This window comes from Lawsonibacter sp., from assembly GCF_022777125.1.
In the GTDB taxonomy this organism is placed as follows: Bacteria; Bacillota; Clostridia; order Oscillospirales; family Oscillospiraceae; genus Lawsonibacter_A; species Lawsonibacter_A hominis.
The window spans coordinates 1-17105 of sequence record NZ_JALFGV010000169.1; the positions used below are offsets into that span (position 1 = coordinate 1).

Annotated in this window: 17 protein-coding genes; 9 read left to right on the forward strand and 8 right to left on the reverse strand. The window is 62.1% G+C overall.

The genetic code is table 11. The annotated features are described in order from the left end of the window. Window positions 1-173: 173 nt before the first annotated feature. Both rpoD and MR825_RS14075 read left to right on the forward strand, forming a co-directional pair. On the forward strand, window positions 174-1511 hold the full coding sequence (gene rpoD / locus MR825_RS14070; RefSeq protein WP_369807601.1) for an RNA polymerase sigma factor RpoD: 1338 nt from the start codon (window positions 174-176) through the stop codon (window positions 1509-1511). A gap of 188 nt (window positions 1512-1699) precedes the next feature. Then, on the forward strand, window positions 1700-2650 hold the full coding sequence (locus tag MR825_RS14075; RefSeq protein ID WP_186907228.1) for an L-lactate dehydrogenase: 951 nt from the start codon (window positions 1700-1702) through the stop codon (window positions 2648-2650). A gap of 54 nt (window positions 2651-2704) precedes the next feature. On the opposite strand, the gene MR825_RS14080 is transcribed toward MR825_RS14075, so the two are convergent. Beyond that, window positions 2705-3085, reverse strand: a complete 381-nt coding sequence (locus MR825_RS14080; protein ID WP_256176381.1) for a hypothetical protein — start codon at window positions 3083-3085, stop codon at window positions 2705-2707. Between the two features lie 226 nt (window positions 3086-3311). Between MR825_RS14080 and alr the strand changes: the two genes are divergently transcribed. The 3 genes from alr to MR825_RS14095 all read left to right on the forward strand — a co-directional run bounded on the left by alr (window position 3312) and on the right by MR825_RS14095 (window position 5621). Continuing rightward, window positions 3312-4439: an alanine racemase gene (alr, locus tag MR825_RS14085; RefSeq protein ID WP_186907230.1), complete on the forward strand. Its 1128-nt coding sequence runs from the start codon at window positions 3312-3314 to the stop codon at window positions 4437-4439. A 199-nt stretch (window positions 4440-4638) separates the two neighbouring features. After that, window positions 4639-5004: a type II toxin-antitoxin system PemK/MazF family toxin gene (locus tag MR825_RS14090; protein WP_186907231.1), complete on the forward strand. Its 366-nt coding sequence runs from the start codon at window positions 4639-4641 to the stop codon at window positions 5002-5004. Between the two features lie 59 nt (window positions 5005-5063). Next, entirely contained in the window at window positions 5064-5621 is a 558-nt protein-coding gene (locus tag MR825_RS14095) for a hypothetical protein (RefSeq protein WP_287881266.1), read from the forward strand. A 163-nt stretch (window positions 5622-5784) separates the two neighbouring features. Here the strand turns inward: MR825_RS14095 and MR825_RS14100 are convergent, their stop codons facing one another. The 4 genes from MR825_RS14100 to MR825_RS14115 form a co-directional block, all read right to left on the reverse strand. Further along, entirely contained in the window at window positions 5785-7899 is a 2115-nt protein-coding gene (locus MR825_RS14100) for a sodium-translocating pyrophosphatase (protein WP_186907333.1), read from the reverse strand. Between the two features lie 168 nt (window positions 7900-8067). Next, entirely contained in the window at window positions 8068-9525 is a 1458-nt protein-coding gene (locus MR825_RS14105) for a TrkH family potassium uptake protein (protein ID WP_186907233.1), read from the reverse strand. Further along, window positions 9522-10910: a Trk system potassium transporter TrkA gene (gene trkA / locus MR825_RS14110; RefSeq protein ID WP_186907234.1), complete on the reverse strand. Its 1389-nt coding sequence runs from the start codon at window positions 10908-10910 to the stop codon at window positions 9522-9524. Before trkA ends, MR825_RS14105 begins: the two co-directional genes overlap by 4 nt. A gap of 286 nt (window positions 10911-11196) precedes the next feature. Next, complete coding sequence (locus tag MR825_RS14115; protein ID WP_287881268.1) at window positions 11197-11904, reverse strand: hypothetical protein; 708 nt, start codon at window positions 11902-11904, stop codon at window positions 11197-11199. A gap of 161 nt (window positions 11905-12065) precedes the next feature. Between MR825_RS14115 and udp the strand changes: the two genes are divergently transcribed. Together udp and MR825_RS14125 are read left to right on the forward strand one after the other, a co-directional pair. After that, window positions 12066-12839: a uridine phosphorylase gene (gene udp / locus MR825_RS14120; RefSeq protein WP_287881269.1), complete on the forward strand. Its 774-nt coding sequence runs from the start codon at window positions 12066-12068 to the stop codon at window positions 12837-12839. A 244-nt stretch (window positions 12840-13083) separates the two neighbouring features. Continuing rightward, window positions 13084-13215, forward strand: a complete 132-nt coding sequence (locus MR825_RS14125; RefSeq protein ID WP_256176383.1) for a hypothetical protein — start codon at window positions 13084-13086, stop codon at window positions 13213-13215. 118 nt (window positions 13216-13333) lie between these two features. Here MR825_RS14125 and MR825_RS14130 read toward each other — a convergent pair whose 3' ends face one another. From MR825_RS14130 to MR825_RS14140, 3 genes are all read right to left on the reverse strand, one after another. Next, window positions 13334-13864: a DUF5317 family protein gene (locus tag MR825_RS14130; RefSeq protein ID WP_186907237.1), complete on the reverse strand. Its 531-nt coding sequence runs from the start codon at window positions 13862-13864 to the stop codon at window positions 13334-13336. Then, window positions 13858-15180: an HD-GYP domain-containing protein gene (locus MR825_RS14135; RefSeq protein ID WP_287881271.1), complete on the reverse strand. Its 1323-nt coding sequence runs from the start codon at window positions 15178-15180 to the stop codon at window positions 13858-13860. The genes MR825_RS14130 and MR825_RS14135 overlap by 7 nt, the downstream gene beginning before the upstream one ends. Window positions 15181-15434: 254 nt before the next feature. After that, entirely contained in the window at window positions 15435-16094 is a 660-nt protein-coding gene (locus tag MR825_RS14140) for a hypothetical protein (RefSeq protein ID WP_186907239.1), read from the reverse strand. A gap of 201 nt (window positions 16095-16295) precedes the next feature. Between MR825_RS14140 and MR825_RS14145 the strand changes: the two genes are divergently transcribed. Both MR825_RS14145 and MR825_RS14150 read left to right on the forward strand, forming a co-directional pair. Beyond that, window positions 16296-16865, forward strand: coding sequence for a hypothetical protein (locus tag MR825_RS14145; protein WP_256176385.1), 570 nt, complete (start codon window positions 16296-16298; stop codon window positions 16863-16865). 38 nt (window positions 16866-16903) lie between these two features. Beyond that, a complete protein-coding gene (locus tag MR825_RS14150; RefSeq protein ID WP_186907241.1) occupies window positions 16904-17089 on the forward strand; it encodes a spore coat protein in 186 nt (61 codons plus the stop codon). The last annotated feature ends 16 nt before the right edge of the window (window positions 17090-17105 follow it).

Genomic DNA, 17105 nt, shown 5'->3' on the forward strand with positions numbered 1-17105 from the left:
GGTAAGCGTGATGGATCAGCCGGAGTCTCTGGCCCACAGCCAACAGGCCCTGCGCGATTACATAGAGATCATAGAGACCGAGGCCCTCAAGCGGTCGGGGACGGATCAGGTGGACCCCCTGCTGGCGGCGCGGGAGAAATTCAGAGAGAAAAAAGGCTATGGAGGATGACCGCATGAGTGAAAAGAACACCGCCGGCAAAAAGGTACACACATTGACCCTGGAAGCGCAGAAGAAGCCCAGCGTCAGCAATGAACAGAAGATGGAGCAGGGCAAGATCGAGATCATGAAGGTGGTCGAGGGCGTTCAGGGTGCGGAAAAGCTGGCCGAGCTCATCGAGCGGGGCAAAAAGAAGGGCAACCTCTCGTCCAGCGAGCTGATGGACGTGCTGGAGAACCTGGACCTGAGTTCCGAGCAGATGGATAAGATTTACGACACGCTGGAGAATCTGGGGATCGACACGGTGGGGGAGGATTACCTGCCCGAGCTGGCCGACGATCTCGTGCCCCCTGCCGAGGAGCTGGAGGAGATCCCCGAGGAGGAGATCGTGGATCCCAACACCCTGGTGGATTCGTTTGGGATCGACGACCCGGTGCGCATGTACCTGAAGGAGATCGGCAAGGTAAATCTGCTCACCCCGGAGGAGGAGATCGAGCTGGCCCAGGATATGGGCGCCGGCGACGCCGCCAAGGAGCAGATGGAGGAGATGGAACGCGCGCGCAGGGAGGGCGAGGAGATCGAACTCAGCGCCGAGGACGAGGCCGAGCTCAAGCGGCTGGTGAAGCGCGGCGAGGCCGCCAAGCAGCGCTTGGCCGAGGCCAACCTGCGTCTGGTGGTCTCCATCGCAAAGCGGTATGTGGGCCGGGGCATGCTCTTCCTGGATCTGATCCAGGAGGGCAACCTGGGGCTGATCAAGGCGGTGGAGAAGTTCGATTACACCAAGGGCTATAAGTTCTCCACCTATGCCACCTGGTGGATCCGCCAGGCCATTACCCGGGCCATTGCAGACCAGGCCCGCACGATCCGGATCCCCGTCCATATGGTGGAGACCATCAACAAGGTCATTCGAGTCTCCCGGCAGCTGCTCCAGGAGCTGGGCCACGACCCCACGCCCGAGGAGATCGCAGAGGAGATGTCCATGCCGGTGGATAAGGTGCGGGAGATCCTGAAGATCGCCCAGGAGCCGGTCAGCTTGGAGACTCCCATCGGTGAGGAGGAGGATTCCCATCTGGGGGATTTCATCCCCGACGAGGACGCCTCCGAGCCCTCGGAGGCCGCCAGCTTCACCCTGCTCAAGGAGCAGCTGGTGGATGTGCTGAGTACGCTTACGCCCCGTGAGGAGAAGGTGCTCAAGCTCCGCTTTGGAATTGAGGACGGCCGCACCCGCACGCTGGAGGAAGTGGGCAAGGAATTTAACGTGACCCGTGAACGGATCCGCCAGATCGAGGCCAAGGCTCTGAGAAAACTGCGCCATCCCAGCCGGAGCAAGAAGCTGAAGGACTTTCTGAACTAAGGGGCGGAAGCGTTGCACAGCCAAGCGGCAGCGGCGTGCCTCCCGGCTGGAGCAAGAAGCGAAAGCCTGTTTGAACTGCGGAAACACCCCCCAGGCAGGAGGCGAGCGGCTCCTGCCTGGGGGGTGTTTGTATGCGGCCGATGAAAGTGGCCTCCGCAGGGCATACTGCTCGGGTAGGAGGGACTGCCATGAACAACATTCAAAAGGCGGCCATTGTAGGCTGCGGCTTTGTGGGCTCCAGCATCGCCTTTACGCTGCTGCAAAGCGGTATTTTTTCCGAACTGATCCTCCTGGACGTCAACCGGGACCGGGCGGAGGGGGAGGCGATGGACCTCTCGCACGGACTGCCCTTTGCCCATCCCATGCAGATCCGGGCAGGGAGCTACGGCGATCTTGCCGACTGCGCGCTGATCATCATTACCGCCGGCGCGGGCCAGAAACCGGGGGAAACACGCCTGGAGTTGGTCCACAAAAACGTGGAGATCTACCGCGAGATCATCCCACGGATTGCCCGCCGGAACCGGGAGGCCATCCTTCTGGTGGTATCCAATCCGGTGGACGTGCTGACCTATGCGGCCTGGCGGCTGTCGGGCTACCCGGCGGAGCGGGTGCTGGGTTCCGGTACCGTCCTGGATACGGCGCGGCTGAAATATCTGCTGGGAGAACACCTTCAGTTGGACAGCCGCAGCGTCCACGCCGTCATCATCGGCGAGCATGGGGACAGCGAGCTGGCGGTGTGGAGCGGCGCCAATATCTCCGGCGTACCGTTGGAGCATTTTTGTGAGCTGCGCGGCCACTACGATCACGCAGCCGCCGACGCATGGCTGCGCCGGGAGGTACGGGAAAGCGCCTATGAGATCATCCGGAGGAAGGGAGCCACCTATTACGGCGTGGCCATGGCGGTGGGCCGCATCGCCCTGGCCATCGTCCGGGACGAGCATTCAGTGCTGCCAGTGTCCAATCTGCTTCGGGGTCAGTATGGCATCCGTGAGCTGTGCATGAGCGTCCCGGCCATCGTGGGCCGCACCGGGGTGGAGACCACCCTGGAGATCCCGCTTTCCGGCGAGGAGCAGACGGCGCTGAATCTTTCCGCTGCCACGCTGCGCGCGGTGGTAGACGCGCTGGAACTTCCGCACTGAACGGCGGTAGGCCCCGGACCGTCAGGTCCGGGGCCTACCGCCGTTCAGACGGGTTTATTCTCCGTCGTTGTCCGAACGCTCCTGAGGACCGCCATGGATCTCCGTGATCTCGGCGCTGCGGGCATCCGCCTCTGCGCATTCGGCGGCCTGGCGGTCCAGCTCGTCCAGCTGGTCCAGGCGGCGGCGCAGCTCTTCACGCTCCTGGGCGCTCATGGCGGACAGCCGTCCGTCCATGCGCTCGTCCCGGCGGCGCTGGGCGTCCTCCTGGCATTTGCGCTGCAGCTCCTCGCTGTACTTGCCCATCTGTTCCACGGCCGCCTCGCCGCGCTCCACCAGGACCTTGCCCGCCTTGCCGGCCTGTTCGGCCACCAGGGAAACGGCCCCCACACCGGCATACACCACGTTCATCAGGGTCTTGCTCAGATCGTCCAACATAGGAATGCTCCTTTACCTCTTTATTTTTGGATTCTGACTTTATTATACGCAATGCAGCGCCCATTGTCTTTCAATTTCTATGAACGGCGGATTAAAAAATGATAAAAGACGGTCTGGAGCCGGAAACAGCGGCGTGAGGCGCCGCCGCTTTCTGTTTCTTTGGGCTTGTGGAGCGGGCGGACGCGTAGTATAATAAAATCCATACTGGCAAGAGAGGCGTCAAAGAATGGACGATATGCAAATGCGTACTTGGGCAGAGGTCGATCTGTCCGATTTGGAACATAACTACCGTGCGCTTCGGGGACTGCTGCCGCGGGATTGCCGCTTTTTGGGCGTGGTGAAGGCCAACGCCTATGGCCACGGAGCCGTTCCGGTGGCAATGCGGCTGGAGGCGCTGGGCGCGGAGTACCTGGCGGTAGCGTGCCTGGAGGAGGCGGGGGAGCTGCGCAGTGCCGGGATCCAAACCCCGATCCTGATCCTGGGCGCAACCCCGGCTGCCGATGCGCCCCGGCTGCTGGAATTGGAGGTCACACAGGCCGTGGGGGACCTGGAGACGGCGCAGGCCCTCTCCCGGGCGGCCCAGGCGGCGGGAAAGCGCCTGAAGGTTCACCTGAAGGCGGACACCGGCATGTCCCGGCTGGGCTTCCTCTGCGACGAGACGCATTTGTCCCGCGCAGCGGAGGAGATGGCCCGGGCGGCGGTGCTGCCGGGGCTGGAGGCGGAGGGGATCTTTACCCACTTTGCCGATGCCGACGGGGACGAGGCCTATACCATGCGCCAATTTACCCGTTTTCTGGACCTGCTGGGCGTGCTGGAGCGGCGTGGCGTGCGCTTCGCGCTCCGCCACTGTGCCAACAGCGCTGCCGTGCTGCGCTATCCCTGCACCCACCTGGACATGGTGCGTCCCGGCGTGGCCCTGTACGGCCACTATCCCGATCCCTCCTGCGTGGGGCTGGACGGACCCGGTCTGCGCCCGGTGATGACCTTGAAGAGCCGGGTGACCGCGGTGCGCACCCTGCCTGCGGGTACCTGCGTCAGCTATGGCTGTACCGCCACCCTGGAATCGGAGCGTACCCTCGCGGTGGTCCCCATCGGTTATGCCGACGGCTTCCCGCGGCTGCTGTCCAACCGGTCCGCTGTGCTGCTGCACGGCGCGCGCTGTCCCATCGTCGGCCGGGTCTGCATGGATATGTGCATGGTGGATGTGACCGGCCGAAATGTGCAGCCCGGGGACGTGGCCGAGGTGTTCGGCGCTGCGCTGCCCGTGGAAGAGCACGCGGCGGCGGCGGACACCATCCAGTATGAGCTGCTCTGTGCCGTCTCTCCCCGCGTACCCCGGCTTTACCTGGGCTGAACGCACGTCCGCAGGCTGCGCCGCATAGAATGGGCCGGGGAGGAACCGTCCGGAATGGCGGCGGGGTGCGGGAAGGGGCGTTTTTTTCCCGCACTGTGTATAAATCCCGCCGCCCTGTGGGAGAATCATAGTGACCGCGTTACATAGGCCCCGCGCCTGGTGACGCTGGTGACTTTCTTCCGGCGGAGTGTGAGCATACGTGGACAACAGCGTAAAACGCGGAGACATTTTTTATGCCGACCTGAGCCCTGTAGTGGGCAGCGAGCAGGGAGGGGTACGGCCGGTGCTGATCGTGCAGAACGATACCGGAAACCGGCATAGCCCCACCGTGATTGCCGCCGCTATTACGTCCCAGACCGGCAAGGCCCGTCTGCCCACCCATATCGAGCTCTCAGCAAAGACCTACGGATTGCCCAAGGATTCTGTGGTGCTGCTGGAACAGATCCGCACCCTGGACAAAAAGCGGCTGCGGGAGCACATGGGACGGCTGGACGAAACGCAGATGCAGCGGGTGGACAACGCCATCGCGGTCAGCTTCGGCCTGCATACGGATACCATGATTTGAAGGAAAAAAGGCGGGGACGCCTGTGGGGCGGCCCCGCCTCCCAAACGGAGGTCGTACATATGAACCAATCCAAATGGCCCGTCCGACTGGCGTCCGGCGCGCTGGTATGCCTGACCCTGGCGGGCGTAGCGCTGGCCGCCGGACAGCAGGGGACCCAGGCGGACCCGCTGGTGAGCCTGAGCTATCTGAACCAACAGGCCACCCCCTCCATCCTGGCCCAGGTGGACGCCAAGATCGCCCAGCGGGAGGCCGAGCTGCAGAACCGGCTGGCCGCCGTAGTGGACGGCTACGTAAAAGAGGTGGAGGACAAGTTGCGCACCGGCGGCAGTTCCACCGCTCCGGCCGCTGCCGGTGCAGCGTATCAGGTGGTTACCCTCAGCGCCGGACAGACCATCACCGGCGGTGCGGCCTGTGAGTTCCTGCTCCGTTCGGGCACGGCGGTCTGCGTGTCCAGTTCCGCACCGGGATTGGTGGATATGACCGGCGCTGCCACGCTGGCAAACGGCGGGGCGCTGGCGGCGAACCACCTGTACCTGGCCACGGTGGAGGGCAGGGGCGTGAAGGCGTCGACTGCCGTGACGCTTATGGTGCGCGGGAGCTACACCATAAGCGGATAAGAGGCGGTATGCCCCGGTGGGACGGCGGGGTGTCCTGGGATGCTTTTTCCGTTTCCCCAAAAGCATCCGGGTTGCCCTTTGACCGCGGAAGGGCGCCGGTGGGACCCTTCAATCAGAAGAAAACAGGAGCGCCGCACAACGTGCGGCGCTCCTGTTTTTGAGATCAGAACAGATATGCGCTGACTGTGACCACCAGGCCGGAGAAGACGATGGAGACGGTGGAGCAGAGCTTGATGAGGATGTTCAGAGAGGGGCCGGAAGTATCCTTGAAGGGATCGCCGACCGTGTCGCCGATGACGGCGGCCTTGTGGCAGTCGGAACCCTTGCCGCCATGATGGCCGGCCTCGATATACTTTTTGGCGTTGTCCCAGGCGCCGCCGGCGTTGGACATGAACACGGCCACCACGAAACCGGTAACGGTAACGCCGCCCAGCAGGCCCACAACGGCCTCAGGCCCGAGGATCAGGCCGGTGACCACGGGCACTACAATGGCCAGCAGGGAGGGGACGACCATCTCATGGAGCGCCCCCTTGGTACAAAGGTCTACGCAGGAGGCGTAGTCGGGATCGGCCTTGCCCTCCATGATGCCGGTGATCTCACGGAACTGGCGGCGGACCTCCACCACGATGGACTGGGCGGCGCGCTGCACGCCGCTCATGGTCAGGGCGGCGAAGATGAAGGTGAGCATAGCGCCCACAAACAGGCCCACCAGCACGGCGGGGTTCGTGATGGACAGATCCAGCTCATAGGCGACCTTGGTCTTGACCACGTCCACATAAGAAACCAGGAGCGCCAGGGCGGTCAGAGCGGCAGAACCGATGGCGAAGCCCTTGCCGGTGGCGGCAGTGGTGTTGCCCAGGGAGTCTAGCGCGTCGGTGCGGTTGCGGACTTCTTCGCCCAGGCCGCTCATCTCAGCGATACCGCCGGCGTTGTCGGCCACAGGACCGTAAGCGTCGGTGGCCAGGGTAATGCCCAGCGTGGAGAGCATGCCGACGGCGGCGATGCCGATGCCGTACAGTCCCTTGGAAAAGAGCTCGGTGTAATTTGCGGCGCCGGTGGACAGGGAGCCGCCCGCGGCCAGGAAGGAGACGACGATGGCCACGCCGATGATCACGATGGGGGCGGCGGTGGAGAGCATGCCCAGAGAGATGCCGCCGATGATCGTGGTGGCGGCGCCGGTCTCAGTGGAGTCGGCCAGGCCCTGGGTGGGCTTATAGGTGTCGGAAGTATAGTATTCCGTGAAATAGCCGATGGCGCAGCCGGCTACCAGACCGGCCAGGATGGCGATGTAGGGACCCCAGGAACCCATGATAAAGTAAGTCACCGGGGCGGCTATGATCGCGGCCAGCACCGCGGCGGTATAGGTTCCCTTGCGCAGGGTAGCCAGCAGGGACTTCTGGGTGGCATCCTCCTTGGTGCGGATCAGGAAGGTACCCAGCACGGAGCAGACCACGCCCACCACGGCGATGACCAGAGGCAGCAGCATGGCGTTCCAGGTCATACCGGAAGCAGAATAGGCCGTGGCGCCCAGCGCGAAGGTGGCCAGGATAGAACCCACATAGGACTCGTACAGGTCGGCGCCCATGCCGGCCACGTCGCCCACGTTGTCGCCCACGTTGTCGGCGATGGTGGCGGGGTTGCGGGGGTCGTCCTCGGGAATGCCGGCCTCGACCTTGCCCACCAGGTCGGCTCCCACGTCGGCGGCCTTGGTGAAGATGCCGCCGCCCACGCGGCCGAACAGGGCCATAAAGGATGCGCCCATGCCGAACATGACCATGGTCTGGGCGATCTTCTCAGCGGGGAAACCGGCGATGTACTTGAGGATGTGGAACCAGATGGACACGTCCAGCAGGCCCAGGCCCACCACAGTAAAGCCCATGACCGCGCCGGAAGAGAACGCCACGTTGAGGCCGCGGTTGAGGCTCTCGTGGGCGGCGTTGGCGGTGCGGGCGTTGGCGCTGGTGGCGATCTTCATGCCGATGAAGCCCGCCAGGGCGGAATAAATGCCGCCGGTAACGAAAGCAAAGGGGATGAACCAGTTGTCGAGCAGCCCGACCCAGGCCAGAATCAGCAGGATCACGAAGACGACGATAAAGATCTTTGCAACGGTGGTATACTGGCGCTTAAGATAAGCGTTGGCACCTTTACGAATAGATGCAGCTAATTTCTGCATCAGCTCAGTGCCTTCGGAGAACTTTAGCACCTTCTTGGCTTGCACTACGGCGAAGATTAAGGCGATTATACCCCCCACTAAGCCGAGCCAAAAGAGATTTTCCAGCAACGTTCCCAACTCCTTTGTTATTTGGGAAGCCTGATAACTCAGGGCTTCCCGGTTTCACAGACAAGTTAATATTAGCGCAAACTGCCCCCATTTGGCAAGTGCATCTTGAAAATGGAAAGCGCCAAATCCAAGGATTTGGCGCTTTCTACAAACTTGCAAAATGGGTCAAGAACGTTTCCATGCATTTCCGCTAAAGAGAACCAGGATAGGAAGAACCTCCAGGCGGCCGACGATCATACACAGGGAGAGGACGATCTTGGACAGGGGAGAAAAGGCGGCGTAATTCCCCATCGGTCCTACCAATTCCAACCCGGGGCCGATATTTCCGATGCAGGCGACCACGGCGGTGAAGGTGGTCCCAAAGGTGAAATTGTCCACGGCGACGACCAGCGTGGCGCCCAGCGTGATGAACATATAGGCGGCAAAGAAAACATAGACCGAGCGCAGGGCGTCCTCGTCCATGACCCGCCCGTCCAGCCGGACAACGTTCACCGAACGGGGATGGACGATCTGCCGGATCTCACGGAGGATCGACTTCAACAGCAGCAGCACCCGGGAGCATTTGATGCCGCCGCCGGTGGAACCGGCGCAGGCCCCGATGAACATAAGCAGCACCAGCAGCACCCGGGAGAATTCCGGCCACAGATTGAAATCGGTGCTGGCAAAGCCGGTGGTGGAGATGATGGTGCCCACCTGGAAGGCGGCGTGACGGACCGCTTCGCCGGGCGTGGGATACATATGCCGGATGTTGACGGAAATCAACACGATACTGGCAAAGACCACGATCAGGAAAAACCGCAGCTCGTCGCTTTTCAGAACCTGACGCACCTTGCCGCAGAGCACGAGAAAGTAGAGGGCGAAGTTGACCGAGAACAGCAGCATAAACAGGGTGATGATCACTTCGACTGTGGGGCTCTGATAGGCCGCGATGGACAGGTTCCGCACGGAAAAGCCGCCGGTACCGGCCGTAGCGAAGGAATTCACGAGGCTGTCGTAGAGCGGCATGCCCGCCAGACGCAGACAGAGGACCTGGATGAGGGTCATGACGCAATAGATACCGTAGAGGATCTTGGAGGATTGGCTGGTCTTGGGCACCAGCTTGCTCACCACGGGGCCGGGACTCTCCGCCTTCATCAGGTGCAGCGTGCGGGCGCCCAGACTGGGGAGCAGGGCGATGGCCAGGATGAGCACGCCCATACCGCCCAGCCAGTGCATGAAGGAACGCCAGAACAGGATGCCCTTTGGCAGGGGCTCCACGGCGGAGAGAATCGAGGCGCCGGTGGTAGTGAAGCCGGAGACCGACTCAAAGAAACAGTCGATGTAGGAGCGGAACAGGCCAAGCTCCGGATAGAGCCGTCCCCAGAAAAAAAACGGCAGCGCGCCCAGGGCCCCCACCAAAAGCCAGATCAGGGCAACGGCGAAGAAGCCCTCCCGGGGAAAGAAGTGGTCGTCGCTGCGCAGATGGGCCAGGATCAGCCCTACGGCCGCGATGAGCGGGATGGTGATCAGAAAGGGAAGCGGATTTTCGCGATAAAGCAAGCATACCAGCAGCGGCAGCAGCATGGCGGCGGCCTCCACCAGCAGGGTCTTGCCGGTCAGTTTAAAGACCAGTCGGAAGTTCATTGCACGGCCCCCATATCCAGCAGCGAGTCGTCATAAATGTCATTGATGTCCAAAATCCCGTGATTGCGGGAGACAATGATGACCGTATCGCCCTGACTGAGGATAGAGGAACCGTCGGGAATGATGATGCGGTTCTGGTGGACCAGAACGGCGATCAGGATTCCCTTTTTCAGCCGCAGATCCTTGAGCGGGATGCCCAGATTGCGGGTGGTATCGTTGGCCAGAAACTCCATAGCCTCCGCGTGGCCCCCGGCGATGCGGTACAGGGCGTTCATGACGCTGCCCTTGGAGTTCTGCATGCCGCGCACCACCTGGAGGATCTGGTTTGCAGTAATGAATTTGGGGGAAATCACGCTGTCCAGCCCAACCGCCCGGGCGATGCCGGCATAGTTCTGGCGGTTGGACTTTGCGACTACCTTTTTCAGACCCTGCTGCATGGCGTAGAGGGAGATGATCAGGTTGTCCTCGTCCCGGTCGGTCAGCGCCACAAAGGCGTCGGCGGCAGAGATGTTCTCCTGCTCCAGCAGTTCCTGATCGGTACCGTCGCCGCAGATGACCATGGTGCGGGGAAGCACCTCGGACAGATGACGGCAGCGGTCCATGCTCCGCTCCACGATCTTTACCCGCATGCCCAGGTGTTCCAAGATGGCGGTGAGATAGTGGGCGATCCGCCCGCCGCCCACAAGGAACACATCCTTGAGCCGGGGCGTGTAGCGGCCCAGCAGCTTGAAAAAGTCGGTCAGACCGCTGGGCTGGCCGATGAGATAAAGCCGGTCCTCCGCCTGGGGGACAAAGGAACCGTCCGGGATGGTGACCTCTCCGCACCGCTCCACCGCGCACATGAGCATGGGCAGCTCCTGGAGCTTATGGCTCTGCGCGGACAGGGGGTGACCCACGATGAAATCCCCCTCCTGGACCCGAAAACCGATCAGCTCCACACGGCCGCGATAGAAGGTTTCGATATTGGCGGCGGAGGGAAAGCGAAGCAGGCGGGAGATCTCGACAGCCGTAGCATTTTCCGGGTTGATGACCATGTCGATGCCCAGTTCCTGCTTGAGGGTGGCCAGCTCGGCGGCGTATTCCACGTTGCGCACCCGGGCGATGACGTACTTGGCGCCCAGCCGTTTGGCGGTCAGGCAGCAGACCATGTTCACCTCGTCCATACTGGTGGCGGCAATGACCACGTCCGCCGTATCCGCGCCGGATTCCCGCAGGGCGGAGATGGAAGCGCCGTTCCCCTTGACGCACATCACATCCAGAGACTCCGAGGCACGCCGGAGGGCGTCGTCGTTGGTATCGATGACGGTGACGTCATGCTCCTCCTGGGAGAGGTGCTCCGCCAAAGTGAAGCCTACCTTACCGTCTCCCACGATGATGATCTTCAAACTAAATTCATCCTTTCAGGGAAAACCCCACACACATTCCAGCTTATCATACCCCATCCAATGCCAGGATGCAAGAAGTAAGTCCTATTTTGTACGAAACGCCCTGCAGGGTTCGAAAGAGAGGGAGAAAGCCGCCGCTTCCACAGACGAAAGCCCCGCTGCGGCCGCAGCGGGGCTTTCGTCTGTGGAAGCGGGACAGCCGCCTGACTTGGCAAAGGGGCGCCGGCCATGGCGGTACGTTGTAAAGCGGAGGGAAGAAGGCGCGTTTCCGCCGCCTGCAAACGCTTCAGATGGTCCATTCACTGTGGATCAGGCCCACCAGATACCAGTCGTTTTCCGCCGCCTCGAACACCAGCTTCAAGGAGCACCAGTCGAATCCCTCCATTTTGGGATTCAGGCCGGGAAAGTAATACTCCACAAAGCGTCCATCCGGATAGCCCTCGGCCACATTTTCCAGCGCGTTGCCGCAGGCCTGCACATTGTCGATGCCGATCACAGGGGCCTGCGTATAATCGGTATTGAACACATAGCGCTCGAAATAGTCCGCCGCCGTCAGCTTGATGGGATCGCCCCGGCCGTCCTCCACGCCCCAGACATAGACGTTGTCGTCGGAGGCAAGGCCGGCGATCTGGCTGGCGGTCATCGTGTGGTCGCGGTCAGGGTCCACCGTGGAGTAAGGGGTAAAGGTGACCCCCTTTCCCGGGCTGATCAGAGCGGCCAGGGCGGTGTAATCCTTTTGCTTCAAGGCTTCCAGCACAACGCCCGCCCGTTCGACCAGACGGGTGTTGTCCGTCTCGTCCAGCGGCAGGGACGTAGGGGCGGGCAGGCCGGTGGCCAGCGCGAGATTCATTGTGGCAGGAAGCGGAGAATCGGCAGCGGAAGCCGTGGCGCGCACGAGACCGCCAGTGCCGGACAGAACGCCGCTGCCGCAGAAGATGCCCAGCGCAAAACCAGCCAGCAGGGCGACTACGGTGCAGATCACGGTCTTCTTCAAGCGGAACACTCCCTTCGACCGCGTCATTCAGACAATTTATTTTATGTGCTGCAGGCAAAAAAAGCAACAACAAAAGGTTACAAAATGCGGGCGCGCTTTGTACACCTTGCAAACACAGCGGGTCGGAGGTATAATAAGAGCCAAAAAGGGGGGTGTGCGCCATGCATGAGCATGCGCTGCAATTCCATATTCAATGCGGCAGGGGAGACATAGGACGCTACTGCATCCTGCCGGGCGATCCGGGCCGCTGTGAGAAGATCGCCGCCTATTTCGACCACCCGGTCAAGGTAGCCTCCAACCGGGAATTCACCACGTATACGGGGACGCTTCTGGGGGAAAGGGTCAGCGTCTGTTCCACCGGGATCGGCGGACCCTCTGCGGTCATCGCCATGGAGGAGCTGCACGCGCTGGGGGCGGATACCTTTGTGCGGGTAGGCACCTGCGGTGGGATCGCTCTGAAGGTGAAAAGCGACGATGTGGTGATCGCCACCGGCGCGGTCCGGCATGAGGGGACCTCCCGGGAGTATGCGCCCATGGAATTTCCCGCCGTGGCCGATTACGCGGTGCAGTCCGCCCTGGTGGCCGCAGCCCGGGCGCTGGGCAAGCCATGGCATGCAGGGGTGGTCCAGTGCAAGGACTCTTTTTACGGGCAGCACGACCCGGAGCGCATGCCCGTGTCCTATGAACTCCAGGCCAAGTGGCAAGCGTGGAAGCGGCTGGGCGTGCTGGCCTCGGAGATGGAGTCGGCCGCGCTGTTCTGCTGTGCCGCCGCCCTTGGGGCGCGCTGCGGCTCCTGCTTCCACGTGATCTGGAACCAGGAACGGGAGGCGGCCGGACTGGATCAAACGGAGAGCCACGACCTGTCCGCCGCAATCCAGGTGGGGGTAGAGGGGCTCAAGCATCTGATCCGGACCGACCAGGAAGCGGCCCGATGATCCCAAACAGCCAGGAAGGCAAGGGACACAAAGGAGGAGCAGGACGCTCAGGCCGGGATAGCCGGAATAGGCCAGGAACGGGCCGATTGAAACCGTGAACAGAACGGCCATCCCGAGGCAGAGCCATAAAAGACCGCGAAACCCATATGCCCCGCTGCGGAACCCCACCCAAAACATAAGCACGCCCCCCCCCTTTATTTCCGGTATATCACAGATCCGGCGGATGTCAACCGGAGGTGATCCTATGGCGGAAGAAGTCGGCATCAGCGGAACACCTCACACAGAAATCGGGCGTGGGAAGGCGGTGCTTTCCCACGCCCGATTTCTGCAAAAAATGGGAAGACACGCAACTGCTGCCTTCCTGCCGGAAGCATGACGGGCCAGCGGCCCGCTGGCCTCCGGTCCCGCTTGCGGAGCAGAGAGGTTATCTGCGCGTCTTCCAGGCGCTGATCCGTTCGATTTCCAGGTCGGTACAGCGCTGTACGCCGTGTCGGTCAACCGCATTTCAGCCAGCGGGGGAGCCTGGATGGGGCCATCACAGCCATCAGACAGAAAAAAACGCCCAGAGCCAGCAAAATGTCTCCGATGCTGGCAAATCCCTGAAAAGGTGGGATGGGGCAGTAAAGAATATCGCCCAAAAACAGCAACCGGGTATGGGCGTCGGCGGCGGCATACATCGGGATTGCGCCGGAGAGCAGCGCGGCGCTCCCCTCATCGCTCATCAGCGCCGCCGCCCAGGCGGCCACCGGCATCCGCCATCCGTTGGCCGCAATGACCGTCAGATTGCACAAGCTGCCCGCGCCCAGGAACAGGGCAGTCTTTTTCAGATGCCGGTTGCACACCAAAAAGACCAGCAGCAGCCCGTAAGAGAGCAGCAGCGTCCAGGGCCGCAGGAAAAAACGCTGCAGCAGCAGTGCGGCCACAGGCAGCGGCAGCAGGCGCAGACCGGCGCCCTCGAAACGGGAGAGCCGGCCGCCGGTGCACCAGCCTGCAGCCAGGGCGCACAATACGGCTAAGATCAACACGGGACCTGTTCCTCATCAAGCCGGGCCGAGCGCTCCAGAAGCCCGTCCTCCGCCAGCTCGGCCAGCGTCACCGCCACCTGGGGATGGAACTGTTTGCCGGCCTCTTCCCGCAGGATGGCGGCCGCCTGGAGCGGGGTGCGGCCTCTGCGGTAGGGCCGGTCGCTGGTGATGGCGTCATAGGCGTCCGCCGCCCCCAGGATATAGGTTTCGATGGGCAGTTCCTCTCCACAGGTGCCGTCGGGATAGCCCCGCCCGTCGTAGAATTCATGGTGATGCAGGACCAGGGGGATGATTGCCTCGTAACCGTCCAGATTTTCCAAGATGCGTACTCCCTTGGCCGGATGGGTCTGGATGACCGCGCGCTCCTCCGGCGTTAAGGCGCCGGGCTTCTGCAGGATGGAGTCGGGGATGCCGATCTTTCCGATATCGTGGAAAACGGCGGCGGTGGAGAGCGTTTGCACCCGCTTGGAGGATAGGCCCATCTGTTCGGCCAGCTGAACGGCATACCGGCGCACGCGGGTGGAATGACCCTCGGTATAGGGATCCTTTGCTTCCAAAGCGGCGGCCAGGGTCTGGATCACGTGGATCTGATGCTTCTGGCTGTCCAGATACAGCTTGAAGGAATAACGCGCCAGCAGCAGAGGCAGCATAAACAGGATCGCCAGCCAGGGGCCGGCATCCAATTTCAGCAGGAAGGCCAAAAAATAGCCGATGGGCGCGGACAGCACGATGCTGGGAGCCAGACTGGAAAACATCTGGAAGACGGTGGGGTAGAGCTTGACGTGCTGGCTCAGCATAAAGTAGAGCAGGATGACCACCACATTGGCGATCATGGCCACCACGATGAACAAGACGGCGGGAAGAAGCACATAGGGCAGCGCGATGTCGCCCGGCCGGCCGCCCACCGCGTAATAGGCCAGGCCGCCCACCGCATAGGAGATGCTGTGGTTGCCCAGATTGAACAGCGTCTTGGAAGGCGCGGTATTGAAGATATGCTCCCGGCTCTTGCCGTCGGGGGAGGGGATGACCACAAAGGGAGAGGTGACCAGTTTGATCAGCACCGCGGCCTCCGGCCCTAAGATGAGGATCGTGGCCAGGATGCTGATAAAAGAGAGATCCACGGTGCAGTCCTCACGGAGATAAAGGGGCAGGCAGCAGCTGCCCCAGGCAAACAGGAGCAGCACCAGAAAGACGCCCGTATAGCTGAGGTTCCAGGGGCCGGACAGGACCAGCAGGAAGCGGTAGGCGCAGAATACGCCCGTACAGAGCCCGAGGACGCTGATAAGAGCCATATAGCACTTGGTAGCAGGACGCATCTGACGTTTCCTCCATAGCGGATCGAACTGGTGGAGCAGAACACGGACAGCCGGCAAAGTGGGCTGTCCGTGTTCGGTTGGCCTTAGCGGATATTGAAAAACGCGCCGCCGGCCAGGAGCAGGGAAACGAGGGACGTAAGCGCAGCAACAAACTTCGCCTTATTCATCGAATATAGCCTCCTTGACAGTACTCTGTCATTCGCTAGAGACAGGCCATATCCGCTTCGCTCGCAATCAAACTGTAACTGCCGGGATCAGGAAACTTGTCCGCTCTCCGGAGAAGGGGGGAGCGTGGAAAAACGGCGGTTCACACCGTCCAGCGTGGCCAGAGCCACCGAAAAGTTGGGGTCCTCCCCCTCGTAGCAGGCGCCCAGCAGGGCTTCGGTCTTGCCGCTGCGTTTTAAATGAAGGCCCACCAGAACCGCCTGCCGGTCTCCCATGGGGGTGCGGCGGACATCGTCCAGCACGAACCGGCACTCCGGAGAGAGCAGCAGGTTCAGGGCTTCCACCGTGGCCTGGGCGATGGCCCGCATCCGTCCGGCGGCGGACAGGTCGCAGGCGGAACGGCCGACGTAGGGGCTGCCGTCCAGAGACAAATGGACCACGGCCGCAGAGCCGTCCCGTCCGGCGGAGAGCTCCAGCCGTTCGCACACCAGGCGGCGCTGGCCCTCCCGGCGCAGGCAGGAACCGGGAATCTGCGCCACGCTGATGATCCGGTGATCCAGCTCTACCTGGAATTTGGCCAGCATGGCCGACTGAATGTCCCGGACGATCTGCTTTGGACCGCGGGACTGATCGGAGAGGATGTGGACCTCGCGCACCGCGCCGTTTTCCAGGGCGAACTCGGCGCCGAGCACGCCCGGAAGCCGCTCGATCAAAGCCTTCCAGACGTCGGTCTGCAATACATGATCCAAAAGAGCTCCCTCCTCGCCGAAGTGAAAGAATGGTGACGGCTTCTATTATACAGAAAACGACGGATTTGTGCAATAGGTTACATAATAGTTTTCTGAAATAATTTTCAAGAGAAAAAAGTGAATATATGACTTTTTATGAAGGGCGCATGCAGCCCGTCCGGGTGCATAGAATAAAGAGAGATACCGGAGGGAGGCGGCGGTATGGAGGAGCGGTATGCTCTGGCGGAGGGAAAGGGCAGGCTGACGGTCCGCGCGGCGGAGGGACGGGTGGCCTGTGAGGCAATGCTGCCGGACGACGGCAGGGGGCTGTATAAAGCGTATCTGTCCGGCCCGCAGGGCCGTTTTCCGCTGGGGGCGCTGCTGCCCGAGGGGGGAACGCTTGTCCTGCGCCGCACGCTCTCTGTGGGCGAATTGGAGCGCCGGGGCGTCTGGCCGCCCACGGGGGGCGGAGTAGAACTGGCGTACCCGGCGCAGCGGCATCCGGCAGCCCCGCCGGCGCCGCCGGGCTGGGTACGGGAGGCGCAGCCGGGGCGTCTGATGGGGGAGATGCTGCTGGCGCGCTGTGCCGGCGCGGCGGAAGGCGCCCTGCTGCGCCGGGAGGAGGACGGATTTTCCCTGGCGCTCCCCTTCCGCACGGACCGGCGCTTTCCGCTGACGCCGCTGTTCTGCTTTGCGAAAGTGGAAAACCTGGGGGAGGAGCATTACGCGATTTTTTGCTTCAATCGCTGCGGGTGCCCCAGGCCGCCGCATAAAGGGGAGACGCAGGGATAAACTATGGGGGCAGTCTGAAACAAAGGAGTGAAAGCGTTATGGCAAACCTGACCAACAAGGAACTGGCGGGCCTGTCCGACCAGCTGGATTTTGAAAAGGTGCTCTGCTGCAAGTACCAGGCCGCCGCCCAGGAGTGTACCGAGGCCGATCTGAAGAATTGCTTCCAGCAGTACGCCAGCCAGCATAAGCAGAATTTTGAAACACTGCTGAACTTTTTGAAGTAATAAAGAGGAGGGACGA